The organism is Streptomyces sp. CBMA123 (assembly GCF_014596465.1).
GTDB lineage: Bacteria > Actinomycetota > Actinomycetes > Streptomycetales > Streptomycetaceae > Kitasatospora.
The window spans coordinates 1-13,882 of record NZ_MECK01000139.1 but is presented as its reverse complement, the minus strand read 5'-3'; the positions used below and the strand labels follow the sequence as shown (position 1 = coordinate 13,882).

Genomic DNA, 13,882 nt, shown 5'->3' with positions numbered 1-13,882 from the left:
CGTGCCGTACCAGCCCGAGCTGGGCATGGGGGCGATCGGCGAGGACGGCGTCCGGGTGCTGAACGAGCAGGTCATCCGGCTCGCCGGGGTCGGCGGGGAGCAGTTGGCGCAGGTGGAGCGGCGCGAGCGCGCCGAGCTGGAGCGCCGGGCCCGCCGCTACCGGGGTGACCGCCCGGCCGCCGACCTGCGCGGGCGCACGGTGGTCGTGGTGGACGACGGTATCGCCACCGGCTCCACGGCCCGGGCCGCCTGCCGGATCGTCCGGGCGCGCGGCGCGGCCCGGGTGGTGCTCGCCGTCCCGGTGGCGCCCCGGGACTGGACGGAGCGGCTGTCCGAGGTGGCGGACGAGCTGGTCTGCGTCGACACGCCGTCGCCGTTCTTCGCGATCGGCGAGTTCTACGCCGACTTCACCCAGACCGGCGACGAGGAGGTGCTGCGGCTGCTGGCCGAGGCCCGGGGCGAGCGGCCGGACACCGCCATCGACCGCGAGCTGCCGCTGCCCGTCGCCGGGGTCCGGCTGGCCGGCCGACTGACCGTCCCGGCCGGGGCGCGCGGGGTGGTGGTGTTCGCGCACGGCAGCGGCAGCGGCCGGCACAGTCCGCGCAACCGGCACGTCGCCCGCCATCTGAACCGGGCCGGGCTGGGCACCCTGCTGTTCGACCTGCTCACCGAGGACGAGGAGCCGGACCGGCGCAAGGTGTTCGACGTCGCCCTGCTCGGCGAGCGGCTGACCGCCGTCGCCCGGGAGCTGGACCGCACCGAGGGGGTGGGCGGCCTGCCGCTGGGCCTGTTCGGCGCCAGCACCGGCGCGGCCGCCGCGCTGTACACCGCCGCCGAACTGGGCCCGACGGTGCGCGCCGTGGTCTCCCGGGGCGGGCGCCCGGACCTCGCCGGGCCGGACGTCCTGGGCCGGGTCGGCGCGCCGACGCTGCTCGTGGTCGGCGCGCTGGACGCCACCGTGCTCGACCTCAACCGGCGGGCCCGGGCCCTGCTGGGCGGGGCGAGCGAGCTGGCGGTGGTGCCGCGCGCGAGCCACCTGTTCGAGGAGCCGGGCACCCTCGACCAGGCCGCTGAGCTGGCCGGGGACTGGTTCCTGCGGCACCTGCCGACCGACGGCGTACCGCCCGCCGACGGCAGGTAGAGCCGGTTGCGCAGATTTCGTGCGACCACCGCCCGGAGGCAGCACATATTGCGCAGCTCCAGCCGGGATTCCCTGATCAGCTTGTACACATTGAGCAGTGAAAAACCGACCTGTTGCCCAACCCTCACGACAGGAGCAAGCTCTGCGCAACCGCACCGCCCACCCGTCGCCGTGCGGCAGCGATCCACGCGATCCGAACCGGAAGGCCCCGAGCCCCCGGAAACCCCCGGAAGCCTCAACGCCGAGGCCCTGAGTGGAGGAACGAGCGATGACCCCGCAGTCCCAGGCCCTTGAGCTGACACCCGAGGAGCGCGAGGCCGGCCTCGACGCCGACCAGCTGCGCCGCCTGGTCGGCCTCGTCGAGCACGACCAGGCGTCCGACCCGTTCCCGGTCACCGCGCAGGACGCGGTCGTCTTCGTGGTCGGCAACGCCACCCAGACGGCCCAGTTCTACCAGGTCGTGTTCGGCATGGAGCTGGTCGCCTACTCCGGCCCGGAGACCGGCCGCCGCGACCGCAAGGCCTACGTGCTGCGCTCCGGCTCCTGCCGCTTCGTGATCAAGGGCGGCGTCCAGCCGGACAGCGTCCTGCTGGAGCACCACCGCCGCCACGGCGACGGCGTGGTCGACCTCGCCCTGGAGGTCCCGGACGTCGACAAGTGCATCGAGCACGCCCGCGCCAGCGGCGCCACCATCCTCGAGGAGCCGAACGACGTCTCGGACGAGAACGGCACCGTGCGCCGCGCGGCCATCGCCACCTACGGCGAGACCCGCCACACCCTGATCGACCGCTCCCGCTACAGCGGCCCGTACCTGCCGGGCTACGTCGTCGCCAAGAGCACCGTCGTCCACCCGGAGGGCTCGCCCAAGCGCCTGTTCCAGGCCCTCGACCACGCCGTCGGCAACGTCGAGCTGGGCCGGATGGACGAGTGGGTCCAGTTCTACAACCGGGTCATGGGCTTCGTGAACATGGCCGAGTTCGTCGGCGACGACATCGCCACCGAGTACTCCGCCCTGATGTCCAAGGTCGTCGCCAGCGGCAACCACCGGGTGAAGTTCCCGCTCAACGAGCCGGCCATCGCCAAGAAGAAGTCCCAGATCGACGAGTACCTGGAGTTCTACACCGGCCCCGGCTGCCAGCACATGGCGCTCGCCACCAACGACATCCTCACCACCGTGGACGTGCTGCGCTCGCGCGGCGTCGAGTTCCTCAACACCCCGGACGCCTACTACGACGACCCGGAGCTGCGCGAGCGGATCGGCAAGGTCCGGGTGCCGATCGAGGAGCTGAAGAAGCGCGGCATCCTGGTGGACCGCGACGAGGACGGCTACCTGCTGCAGATCTTCACCAAGCCGATCGGCGACCGCCCCACCGTCTTCTACGAGTTCATCGAGCGGCACGGTTCGCTGGGCTTCGGCAAGGGCAACTTCAAGGCGCTGTTCGAGTCCATCGAGCGCGAGCAGGACCTTCGCGGCAACCTGTGAGCGTCGGCCTACCCTGATTGACGGCGGCCCTGATTGACGCCCGCCCTGACGGACGGTCGAGGAGGAGCACGGAGATGGCGTACTACCGGCAGCTGGGCAGCATCCCGCCCAAGCGGCACACCCAGCACCGCACACCCGAAGGCGGGCTGTACTACGAGGAGTTGATGGGCGAGGAGGGGTTCTCCTCCGACTCGTCGCTGCTCTACCACCGGGGCATCCCCTCGGCGGTGGTCGACGCGGCGCCCTGGGAGCTGCCCGACCAGTCCACGGTGCCCAACCATCCCCTGCTCCCCCGCCACCTCAAGCTGCACGAGCTGTTCGCGGACCAGGAGTGGAAGTCCGCGGACGTCGTCGGCAGCCGCCGCCTCGTCCTCGGCAACGGCGACGTGCGGATCTCGTACGTCGCCGCCGGGGCCCCGAGCGAGCTGTACCGCAACGGGCTCGGCGACGAGTGCGTGTACGTGGAGTCCGGCGCGGGCACGGTCGAGACGGTCTTCGGCTCGATCGAGGTCGGCCAGGGCGACTACGTCATCATCCCGCGCGCCACCACCCACCGCTGGGTGCCGTCCGGGGACGAGCCGCTGCGCGCCTACTGCATCGAGGCCAACAGCCACATCACCCCGGTCAAGCGCTACCTCTCCAAGTACGGGCAGCTGCTGGAGCACGCGCCGTACTGCGAGCGGGACTTCCGCGGGCCGGTCGGGCCGCTCGTGGTCGACACCCCCGGGGACGTCGACGTGCTGGTCAAGCACCGTGGCCCGAACGGGGTTTCGGGCACCCGCTACACCGTGCCGCACCACCCCTTCGACGTGGTCGGCTGGGACGGCTGCCTCTACCCGTACGCCTTCAACATCCGGGACTTCGAGCCGATCACCGGGCGGGTGCACCAGCCGCCGCCGGCCCACCAGGTGTTCGAGGGCAACAACTTCGTGATCTGCAACTTCGTTCCCCGCAAGGTGGATTACCACCCGCTGTCGATCCCGGTGCCGTACTACCACGCCAACGTGGACAGCGACGAGGTCATGTTCTACTGCGGCGGCGACTACGCGGCCCGCAAGGGCTCCGGCATCGGCCAGGGCTCCATCTCGCTGCACCCGGGCGGGCACACCCACGGGCCGCAGCCGGGCGCGTACGAGCGCAGCATCGGCGTGGAGTTCTTCGACGAGCTGGCGGTCATGGTGGACACCTTCCGCCCGCTGGAGCTCGGCGAGGGCGGACGGGCCACCGAGGACGCCAACTACGCCTGGACGTGGGCGGGTCGGGGGCCCGGGCGATGAGCGCCGGCACCCCCGTGTTCCCCGCCGCGGCCGCTTCCCCGATCCCGGAGCTGTTCCGCGGGCTCCTCGACGACGCGGCGGTGTTCCCCCCGGGGAACCTGCCGGTCGCCGAGGCGGTGCCCGCGCACCGCGCCCACCGCACGGCCTGGTACGCCGACGCGGTCGGCCCGTTCCTGTGCGGGGCGGGCCGGTTGGGCGAACTGGCCGCGGCGGTGGCGGGCACCGGGCCGCTCAGGGTCGGGCTGGTGCTGCCGGGGGGCAGCGCCGAGCTCGGGCCGGCGCTCACCGCCGCCGCACCCTTCGAGGTCGCGGGCGTCGAGCTCGCCACCCGGGACGTGCCGGAGGCCGTGGCCGAACTGGACCGGCTGCTGCCGCCGGACGTACCCGCCGCCGTCGAGGTCCCGCGCGAACTCCTGCGCGGGGACGGCCTGGACGAGGTCCTGGACGCCCTGGTCGACAGCGCCTACCGGGCCAAGTTCCGCACCGGCGGCGTCGTCGCGGAGGCGTTCCCGGACGAGGACGAGCTGGCCGCCTTCCTCACCGGCTGCGCGCAGCGCGGCCTGCCGTACAAGTGCACGGCGGGGCTGCACAACGCCGTCCGGCACACCGACCCGCAGACCGGCTTCGAGCACCACGGCTTCCTCAACGTCCTGCTGGCCGCCCAGGAGACGGACCGCGCCGCGGCCGCCGAGGTACTGGCCGAACGCGACGGCGAGGCGCTGGCCAAGGCCGTCCACGCCCTGAGCGGGCACCAGGTTACGGTGATCCGCAACTCGTTCACCGCGTTCGGCACCTGTAGCGTCGCCGAACCCCTGGACGACCTGGCCGCACTCGGCCTGCTGTCGCCCAGTCCACTCCTCCAGGAGGACCGTTGAGCACCCCCCGCAGCTGGCTGGCCGGCACCCAGGACTCGCCGTTCGGCGTGCACAACCTGCCGTACGGCGTCTTCACGGCGGCCGACCGGCCCGGGCAGCGCCGGATCGGCGTGCGCGTCGGGGACTTCGTACTGGACGCCGGGGCCGCCGCCCGCGCGGCCGGGGCGCCGTCGGTGCTGCTGGACGCCGATTCGCTCAACCCGCTGATGGCGGCCGGGCGTTCGACCTGGACGCAGGTGCGCGCCGACCTCACCAGCTGGCTGACGGACGAGTCCTTCCGCGCGGCGCTGTCGCCGGCGCTGCTGCCGGCCGACAAGGTCGAACTGCACCTGCCGTTCGAGGTCGCGGACTACGTCGACTTCTACGCCTCCGAGCACCACGCCACCAACCTGGGCCGGATCTTCCGTCCGGGCTCGGAGCCGCTGACCCCCAACTGGAAGCACCTGCCGATCGGTTACCACGGGCGGGCGGGCACGGTCGTGGTGTCCGGCACGCCGGTGGTGCGTCCGCACGGGCAGCGCAAGGCACCCGCCGACGCGGCGCCGACCTTCGGGCCGACCCGCCGGCTGGACATCGAGGCCGAGGTCGGCTTCGTCGTCGGCGCGCCGTCCGAGCTGGGCCGGCCGGTCGTGCTGGACGACTTCCGCGAGCACGTGTTCGGCGTCTGCCTGCTCAACGACTGGTCGGCGCGCGACATCCAGGCCTGGGAGTACGTGCCGCTCGGCCCGTTCCTGGGGAAGTCCTTCGCGACCTCGATCTCGCCGTGGATCGTGCCGCTGGACGCCCTGCAGCACGCCCGGGTCACCCCGCCGGAGCGCGACGTCGAGCCGCTGGCCTACCTGGACGACCGCGGCGGCGAGCCGTGGGGCCTGGACCTGGCCATGGAGGTCCGGCTGAACGGGCACCTGGTCTCGCGCCCGCCGTTCGCCTCCATGTACTGGACGGCACAGCAGCAGCTGACCCACATGACCGTCAACGGCGCCTCGCTGCGCACCGGCGACCTGTTCGCCTCGGGGACGGTCAGCGGGCCGGAGCCGGACACCCGGGGCGCGCTGATCGAGCTGACCTGGAACGGCGAGGAGCCGCTCAAGCTGCCGGACGGCACGACCCGGACCTTCCTGGAGGACGGCGACGAGGTCGTCATCACGGCGACGGCCCCGGGAGCGGACGGCGCGGTGGTCGGCTTCGGCGAGGTCTCCGGGCGGGTGCGGGGCTGACGGCTCGCGGGTGACGACCAGCGGAGTACGGACAACAGCTGACAGACAACAGCGGACAGCTGACAGATTTCATCATCTGAACTCTGTCAGCTGTTATCTGTCATCCGTCAGCTGTTATCCGTTTGCCCACTCCTGTGCGCGCCGCCCCCGCCTCGGCCGCACGACCCCGCTTACAGCCCTGCACCGCCCGTGGCGTCGATGACCCGGCCGGTGACCCAGCGCGCGTCGTCCGAGGCCAGGAAGGCGACGATGTCCGCGATGTCCTCCGGCTGCCCGACCCGGCCGAGCGCGGCGAGTGCGGCCGCGTGCGCCTCCGCCTCCGGATTGCCGCGCAGCCAGCCCGCGTTGACGTCGGTGTCCACCACGCCGGGCGCGACCGAGTTGGCCGTGATGCCGCGCGGGCCGAGCTGCTTGGCGAGGTTGAGCGTGAAGGTGTCCAGCGCGCCCTTGGTCGCGCCGTAGGCGATGATCTCCGGCATCGCGAGCCGGGCCGCCCCACTCGACACGTTGATGATCCGCCCGCCGTCCCGCAGCCGCTCCAGCCCGTGCTTCACGACGAAGAACGGCGCCCGGACGTTCACCGCGAACACCTCGTCGAAGCCCTCCTCGGTCAGCGTCGCGAGGTCCGAACTGCGCCCGATCCCGGCGTTGTTCACGATGATGTCGACCCCGCCGGCGGGCGCGTGCGCCCCGACCTCCGCATCGAAGGCCGCCCACAGCGCGGCCGCGTCACCGTGCCGTCCCAGTTCGGCGCGCAGCGCGAAGGCCCGCCCTCCGTCGGCCCGGATCCCCTCGACCACCTCCCGCGCCGCCACCTCGTCCCGGGCGTAGCCCACCGCGACGGTGGCGCCGTCCCGTCCGAGCCGGCGGGCGATCGCCCGGCCGATCCCCCTGCTGCCGCCGGTGACCAGCGCCACCTTGCCCCGAAGCCCGTATCCGCCCGTGCTCGAACCCATGACCGAGCCCCCTCCTGTTGTGTCGAGTCGCATCCGGTTTGCGTCCGGATTGCATCCCCGTTGGTCGCGTCCGGATATTTCTTGAGCGATCGCTCAAGAAAGAACCTAGCACACACTTCTTGAGTGACTGCTCTAAAATCCATCCCATGACCGAGGCCGCGACACCCGACCCCACGACCACCGGCCCGGCGCCCCGCGCCCGGCGCGGCCGACCGCCGGCCTTCGACCGGGAGGAGGCCCTGACAGCGGCCACCCGGCTGTTCTGGGAGCGCGGCTACGAGGCGACCTCCGTCACCGACCTCACCACCGCCATGGGCATCCGCCCCGGCAGCCTCTACGCCGCCTTCGGCGACAAGCGCACGCTCTTCGAGGAGGTCGTCCGCCGGTACGGGCACTCCCCCGTGGGCGCCTTCGTCGGCGTCGCGCTGGCCGAGGAGACCGGCGCCCGCGCGGCCTTCGCCCGCATCCTGCGCGAGGCCGCCGCGATCTACCCGGACCCGTCCCACCCGGCCGGTTGCCTGGTGATCACCGCCGCCACCAACGTCAGCCCCCAGGACGCCGGGATCCAGGCCCACCTGCGCGACCTGCGCAACGCGAACCGGCGGGTCTTCGAGGAGCGGCTGCACACGGCCCGGCAGGACGGCGAACTGCCGCCCGAGGCCGACCCGGAGGCGCTGGCCGGGTACCTCGCCACGGTCATCCAGGGCATGTCCCAGCAGGCCCGTGACGGCGCCACCGCCGAGGACCTGACCCGCGTCGCCGAACTCGCCCTGCGCGCCTGGCCGTGACCGCCAGGCCGTGACACCCGGACTGTGACAGGCGGACCGTGACACCCGGGCCGTAACGCCGGGCCGCCCGGAGCCGGCCCTCGATCACAGCGGCCGCGCGGCCCACTCCCCCGGTCAGGGCGGCCTCGTGATCACAACGCCCCACCCGCCCCGGTACCGTGGACGGCGGAAGGCGAGATCACCGAGGGGACGGGAGCGGTTCCGATGGGCGCAGAGACCAGCGCGGCGGCGGAGGTCCAGGCCGTCCTGGACGGCGACGGCGGCCTCGGCCGGATCATGCTGAACCGCCCGAGGGCCCTCAACTCGCTGACCCACGGCATGATCACCGCCATCCGCACGACGCTGGACGCCTGGGCCGCCGACGACCGGGTGCGTGCCGTCGTCCTGACCGGCGCCGGGGAGCGCGGCCTGTGCGCGGGCGCGGACCTCCGGGCGATGCACGCCGACGTCACGGCCGGCGGGGCCGGCACCCGCGCGTTCTTCCGCGACGAGTACCGGCTGAACGCCCTGATCGGCCGCTACCCGAAGCCGTTCGTCGCGGTGATGGACGGCATCACGATGGGCGGCGGCATCGGCCTGTCCGCCCACGCCGCGCTGCGCATCGTCACCGAACGCTCCGTGATCGCGATGCCGGAGACCCGGATCGGACTCGTCCCGGACGTCGGTGGCAGCCTCCTGCTCGCCCGCGCCCCGGGCGAGTTGGGCACCCACCTCGGGCTCACCTCCGCCTCGATGGGCCCCGGCGACGCGCTGCTGTGCGGCTTCGCGGACCACTTCGTCCCGTCCGCGCGCCTGCCCGAGCTGTTCGACGCCCTGGCCCACAGCACCGACCCGGCCGCGACCGTCGCCGCCCACGCCGAGCCCGCACCGCCCACCGAAGCCGCAGCCGCAGCCACCGGGCTCGCCGGACTCGCCGGACTCGCCGCACAGCGCGACTGGATCGACGCCTGCTACGCGGCCGACACCGTCGAGGAGATCGTCGAGCGGCTGCTCGACTCCGGTGTGCCGGAGGCGAAGGAGTACGCCGACCAGATCCTCGGGAACTCCCCCACCGCCGTCAAGGTCACCCTGGCCGCGCTGCGCCGGGCCCGCACCCTGCCCTCACTGGAGGCCGCGCTGGACCAGGAGTACCGCATCTCCTGCGCCGCGCTGGACGGTCCGGACCTGGCCGAGGGCATCCGCGCCCAGGTGATCGACAAGGACCGCGACCCGCAGTGGTCGCCGCGCACGCTGGCCGGGGTGACGGCGGCCGACGTCGCCCGCTTCCTCGCCCCACGCGAGGACGACGAGCTGGGCCTGGCCTGACCGGGCCCTACCCCACCAACTCCCCTTTCCGGAACGCCCGGAGAACGCCATGACCCACCCGACGCCGACGACGGCGCCGGCCGGGGGCGCCGGCCGGGGGCGCCGATCCGCTGTCCCGGGTGCCGCTCGGCGAGCAGGTGCGCGGGCCGCTGCTGGAGGGCCTGCTCGGCGGCCGCACCGCGCCGCCCGCTTCGGGCTCTCGGACAGCCGGACGGCGAACCGGCGGCACTTCGGGGTGGACGCCGAGTCGGTGACGGTCGCCGCGCCGGCCGCACTGGCCCGCCGGGGACAGCTCAAGGCCGAGACCGGGCGGCGGGCGGCGGGCGGCGGAGCGCCACGGCGTCCGGTTCTGATCTCTTCGCCGCTCTGGTGACCGGCGTCTCGCATGTCAAGACTGGCGCGAGGCGGGGCGCGTCGTAGATCGTGGGGTGGTCAGGGCGCGCCCGCGCGGCGCAGAGCAGCGGAATGGCCGAGCAGCGGAATGGAAGTAACGGCGATGACCGAGACCGAGACTTACGAGACGATCCTGGTCGAGCGCAAGGGCCGGGTCGGGCTGATCACGCTCAACCGGCCCAAGGCGCTCAACGCGCTGAACACCCAGCTGATGAACGAGGTGGTGACCGCCGCCACCGCGTTCGACCGGGACCCGGAGATCGGCTGTCTGGTGATCACCGGCTCGGAGAAGGCCTTCGCGGCCGGCGCCGACATCAAGGAGATGCAGGACAACCGGTTCCCGGACGTCTACCTGGACGACTGGCTGGGCCCGTGGGACCGGCTCGGCGCGCTGCGCAAGCCCGTGGTCGCGGCGGTGGCCGGGTTCGCGCTCGGCGGCGGCTGCGAGCTGGCGATGATGTGCGACATCCTGCTGGCGGCGGACACCGCGAAGTTCGGGCAGCCGGAGATCAAGCTCGGGGTGCTCCCCGGCATCGGCGGCTCGCAGCGTCTCACCCGCGCCATCGGCAAGGCGAAGGCGATGGACCTGTGCCTGACCGGCCGGATGATGGGCGCCGAGGAGGCCGAGCGGGCCGGGCTGGTTGCCCGGATCGTCCCGGCCGACCAGCTGCTCGACGAGGCGCTGGCCACCGCCGAGACCGTCGCCGGGATGTCGACCACGGCGGCCGTGATGCTCAAGGAGAGCGTCAACCGCGCCTTCGAGACGACGCTCGCCGAGGGCGTCCGCTTCGAGCGCCGACTGTTCCACGCGGTGTTCGCGACGGCGGACCAGAAGGAGGGCATGGCCGCCTTCGCCGAGAAGCGGGCGCCGAAGTTCGAGAACCGCTGACGGGGACGTCGCGACAGGCGCGGAGGCTGACGCGGGGACAGCTGACAGCAAACAGCTTTCATCATCTGAAATCTGTTTGCTGTCAGCTGTTTGCCGTTTGCTGTCACCCGTCCGCCGTCAGCCGGCCGCCCTCACCCCTCCTCCACCAGCACCGTGTTCAGCCGCGCCAGCCCGATGCGGGTGGCGGCGACCACGATGCGGTCGCCCGGGGCCAGCCGCCGGGTGCGGTCCGCGAAGCCCCAGTGCAGCTCGTTGCTGCGGGCGAAGCGGACGGCGATCACCCGGACGCCGCCCGGGTCCTCCAGGTCGTGCCGGTTCAGGCCGATCAGCCCGCTGCCGTCCTCCACCGTCAGCTCCGCGATCAGCAGCACGTGCCGGAACACCGAGAGCGTCCCGCGCACCTCACTGCCCATCAGGGCGGCGGCAAAGGCGGGCGCGGCCAGGTAGGAGACCGAGCGGGAGGCCGCGTTGTCCAGCGTCTTGTAGAAGTGACCGGCGAAGTTGTCGTCGAACAGCCGCACCACCACCCGGACGTCGGAGTTGCCGTGCCGCGCCTCCAGCGCCGCCTCCAGGTTGGTGGCGTCGTCCCCGCTGACCGCGACCACCGCCCGGCTGTGCTTCAGCCGGGCCCGGCGCAGCTGTTCCTCGAACGGTCCGTCGCCCAGCACCACCGGGATGCCGAGCGCCCGGGCGGCGGCGATGCCCCGGGCCTGCGGGTCCCGCTCCAGGCAGACCACCGGCACCCCCATCTCGTGCAGTTGGGTCGCGACCCGGGTGCCGACGTTGCCGAGTCCGACGACGATCACGTGGTCCCGGGTGCCCGCGCTCGGGTTGCGGGGCAGTCCGCGCCGCCCGGAGCCGAGCACCTCGACCGCGATGGCGGTGGCGACCGGCGCGAAGGTGATCCCGCAGATGGTGATCACCACCTGGGCGACCCGCTGCCAGACGCCGCCCGTCCCCGTCCCGGCAACGATGTCCGCCTGCTGGTCGGGCTGGGCGGCGCCGGCCAGGTCGAGCAGGGAGATGTAGACGGTCCAGCCGAAGTCCCGGCTGAGGTACCAGAGCACGCTGAAGGCCATCAGCACCGCGGCGAGCGCGGTGAGCAGCACCAACCGCATCCGGGCGCTGGTGAAGAAGCGCATGGTGTCGAGCAGCCGCCAGCGCAGCCGCCGCACCCAGTTGATCGGCTCCCGCGGTTCCATCCGGATCGCCTGCAACGCGGCGATCCCGCCGGTCGGCGCCGCCGTTTCGGGTCCGGCTTCGGGCTGAGCCCCAGGCTCGGCTTCGGACTCGGACCCGGGCGCCGAGACGGGCACCGGCGCCGCTTCGCGCCGCACCCCGCCCGGCCGGACCGGCCCGTCATCGCCGAACTCGCTGGCGAGCCGGACGAATTCGGCCGAGTCGCCCTCCTGCTCCGGCAGCAGCCGGATCTTGCTGAGGTCCTGCCGGTCGACGTGGTCGGCGACCACGCAGATCCGGTCCGAGGTGATGGCGTCGTCGAAGGCGATGTGCAGGTAACGACCGCCGATCTCGACCGAGTTGGGCCGTCCGAGCGCGGCGGCGGCGAAGGCCGGGGCCGCGGTGGCCGAGCCGGAGAGCGCGGCCCCGTTCCTGAGGAGCCGTTCGATGTTCTCGCCGAGGCGCTGGTTGAACATCCGGAAGACGATCCGGATGTTCGGGTTGTGGCCCTGGGCGCTGAGCGCGGCGTGGATGTTCTCCTGGTCGCTGCCCTCGACCAGGGCGAGGCCGCGGGCGGTGTCGATGGACACCGCCCGCAGCGCCTCCTCGGTGATGTTCGGGTACTCGACGAGGGCCGCGACGCCTGCGATCTGCTCGATCCGCGGTGCGTGGTCGCGGGTGCGGTCGGCGACCAGGACGACGACCGGCACTTCATAGTGCTCGACGAGTTCCAGGACCAGCCGGTGGGCCAGTGCGTTGCCCCCGCAGACGATGTAGTGCTGGCTGATCGGCTCGACCGGAGGGGTCCCCCACCCTTCAGAAGTCATACCGACGGATGATATCGGCGGCAGGTGTCCGGAGGATGTCGTTCCGGCAGCCGAGGAGCATCACTCGAACGGACGTACCCAGCAGGCGGGCTGACGGTGGCACCGAGAGGCTGGGGACCGTTGTCTGCCCCCGACCCGAGGAGTACGCCGCCGTGGCCCCTCCGATCATCACCCCCGACGGAACCCCGGTACAGGGCCCGCTCGGTCTGCTCGCCAAGGCCGCCTGGCAGATCCTGCTGGCCGCTGGTGTCGCCTCGCTCGCCCTGGGGATCGTCGTCTTCGTCTGGCCGCGGGAGACCCTGCTGGTGGTGGGCGTGCTGTTCGGCCTCTACCTGCTGGTCATCGGCATCGTGCAGCTGGTCGCCGCGTTCGGCACCCACGCCACCCCCGCGCTGCGGGTGCTGGCCTTCATCAGCGGCGCGATCAGCGTGCTGCTCGGGCTGCTCTGCTTCCGCGGCGCGGTGCAGTCGCTGCTGCTGCTCGCGCTCTGGATCGGGATCGGCTGGCTGTTCCGCGGCATCACCCAGCTCGCCGCCGCGATCTCCGACCCGCTGATGCCCGCCCGCGGCTGGCAGGCCTTCGCCGGCGTGGCCAACACCCTGGCCGGGGTGCTGCTGATGGTCTGGCCGGTCGGCTCGATCACCGCGCTGACCGTACTCGCCGGGTGCTGGCTGGTGGTCCTGGGCGTGGTCGAGATCGCGACCGCCTTCCAGGTCCGCGGCCGGGCCAAGCAGATCCCGTCCGGGGCCTGACCGGCCCCGACCGCTCCGGAGGCCGCCGCCGACCGAGGCCCGCGCTACGCCCCCGCTACGGCCGGGGCGCGTAGCCGAGCCGGAAGGTGGCGGCTTCCAGGCGTTCCGGGCCGAGCCGCACGTCGGTCAGCCGCTCGGCGAGCGCGAACGCGGCCTCGGTGTGCAGCTCGCCGCGCTCTCCGTCCAACCGGAAGCCACAAGCCGTCAGCAGCTCGGATGTGCCGGGGGCGTCGGCATCCGTACCGTCCCGCTGGTCGGCGAAGAGCGGCTCGAACCGCAGCCGGCACTCGCCCCGCTCCCACCAGTTGAAGTGGTCCACCGCGTTGACGTTCCGGAAGTGCGAGACCAGCCGGGTGCCGTCGGTGAGTCGGGCGATGACCTCGGGCAGGCTGCCCAGGTAGCCGTACGGCTCGACCGCGAGGGCCCAGCCGTCGAGTTCGGTGACGGCGACGAGCAACCGGTCCTCGTCCAGGTCGAAGAGCTTCTCGGCCTCCTCGTCCTCCCCGTCGTCGAAGGTCTCCCAGGCGGCGACCACCGCGTCCAGCCCGGTCACCTCCCGGCCGGTCAGGGCGTCGAAGCGGCGCAGCAGTTCGTCGGCGGCGATCCCCTGGGCCTGGGCGAGGCAGTAGGCCTCACCCAGGACGGGGTAGCGCTGTTCGAACCAGGTGTAGTCGGTGGCGTGTGCGGCGGTCATGCGGTGATGCTGTCAGACCCCACTGACAGCGGACGCCCCGGCCCCACGCCGGCCCCACGCCGGGCGGCCCCGGCCCCACGCCGGCCCCACGCCGACCCCGCGCCGG

Annotated in this window: 12 protein-coding genes and 1 pseudogene; 10 read left to right on the top strand and 3 right to left on the bottom strand. The window is 72.9% G+C overall.

The window, feature by feature from the left end; all coding sequences use genetic code 11:
* The 5 genes from BG452_RS17705 to fahA form a co-directional block, all read left to right on the top strand.
* The coding region (locus BG452_RS17705; protein WP_188305283.1) for a phosphoribosyltransferase family protein at positions 1–1,141 on the top strand (1,141 nt) is incomplete at its 5' end.
* A gap of 268 nt (positions 1,142–1,409) precedes the next feature.
* Positions 1,410–2,624, top strand: coding sequence for a 4-hydroxyphenylpyruvate dioxygenase (gene hppD / locus BG452_RS17700; RefSeq protein ID WP_188305282.1), 1,215 nt, complete (start codon positions 1,410–1,412; stop codon positions 2,622–2,624).
* Positions 2,625–2,698: 74 nt separating this feature from the next.
* Positions 2,699–3,901, top strand: a complete 1,203-nt coding sequence (locus tag BG452_RS17695; RefSeq protein WP_188305281.1) for a homogentisate 1,2-dioxygenase — start codon at positions 2,699–2,701, stop codon at positions 3,899–3,901.
* On the top strand, positions 3,898–4,776 hold the full coding sequence (locus BG452_RS17690) for a hypothetical protein (RefSeq protein ID WP_188305280.1): 879 nt from the start codon (positions 3,898–3,900) through the stop codon (positions 4,774–4,776). Before BG452_RS17695 ends, BG452_RS17690 begins: the two co-directional genes overlap by 4 nt.
* On the top strand, positions 4,773–5,993 hold the full coding sequence (gene fahA / locus BG452_RS17685; protein WP_188305279.1) for a fumarylacetoacetase: 1,221 nt from the start codon (positions 4,773–4,775) through the stop codon (positions 5,991–5,993). Before BG452_RS17690 ends, fahA begins: the two co-directional genes overlap by 4 nt.
* A gap of 170 nt (positions 5,994–6,163) precedes the next feature.
* Here fahA and BG452_RS17680 read toward each other — a convergent pair whose 3' ends face one another.
* Positions 6,164–6,949: an SDR family oxidoreductase gene (locus BG452_RS17680; RefSeq protein ID WP_188305278.1), complete on the bottom strand. Its 786-nt coding sequence runs from the start codon at positions 6,947–6,949 to the stop codon at positions 6,164–6,166.
* 146 nt (positions 6,950–7,095) lie between these two features.
* Here BG452_RS17680 and BG452_RS17675 point away from each other — a divergent pair, with 146 nt between their 5' ends.
* The 4 genes and pseudogenes from BG452_RS17675 (at position 7,096) to BG452_RS17665 (ending at position 10,324) form a co-directional block, all read left to right on the top strand.
* On the top strand, positions 7,096–7,737 hold the full coding sequence (locus BG452_RS17675; protein WP_188305277.1) for a TetR/AcrR family transcriptional regulator: 642 nt from the start codon (positions 7,096–7,098) through the stop codon (positions 7,735–7,737).
* Between the two features lie 204 nt (positions 7,738–7,941).
* Positions 7,942–9,042, top strand: coding sequence for an enoyl-CoA hydratase/isomerase family protein (locus BG452_RS17670; RefSeq protein WP_188305276.1), 1,101 nt, complete (start codon positions 7,942–7,944; stop codon positions 9,040–9,042).
* Between the two features lie 190 nt (positions 9,043–9,232).
* A pseudogene (locus BG452_RS48100) lies at positions 9,233–9,415 on the top strand (hypothetical protein); the annotation flags it as partial.
* A 123-nt stretch (positions 9,416–9,538) separates the two neighbouring features.
* Positions 9,539–10,324 carry an enoyl-CoA hydratase gene (locus tag BG452_RS17665; protein WP_188305275.1) on the top strand — a complete coding sequence of 262 codons (786 nt, stop codon included), beginning with the start codon at positions 9,539–9,541 and terminating at the stop codon, positions 10,322–10,324.
* 131 nt (positions 10,325–10,455) lie between these two features.
* Here BG452_RS17665 and BG452_RS17660 read toward each other — a convergent pair whose 3' ends face one another.
* A complete protein-coding gene (locus tag BG452_RS17660; protein WP_188305274.1) occupies positions 10,456–12,330 on the bottom strand; it encodes an NAD-binding protein in 1,875 nt (624 codons plus the stop codon).
* A 152-nt stretch (positions 12,331–12,482) separates the two neighbouring features.
* Between BG452_RS17660 and BG452_RS17655 the strand changes: the two genes are divergently transcribed.
* The gene (locus BG452_RS17655; protein WP_317621104.1) at positions 12,483–13,082 is read left to right on the top strand and encodes an HdeD family acid-resistance protein; all 600 of its coding nucleotides are present in this window, start codon (positions 12,483–12,485) and stop codon (positions 13,080–13,082) included.
* Between the two features lie 55 nt (positions 13,083–13,137).
* Here BG452_RS17655 and BG452_RS17650 read toward each other — a convergent pair whose 3' ends face one another.
* Positions 13,138–13,776, bottom strand: coding sequence for a DUF6461 domain-containing protein (locus BG452_RS17650; RefSeq protein ID WP_188305272.1), 639 nt, complete (start codon positions 13,774–13,776; stop codon positions 13,138–13,140).
* Between the last annotated feature and the right edge of the window lie 106 nt (positions 13,777–13,882).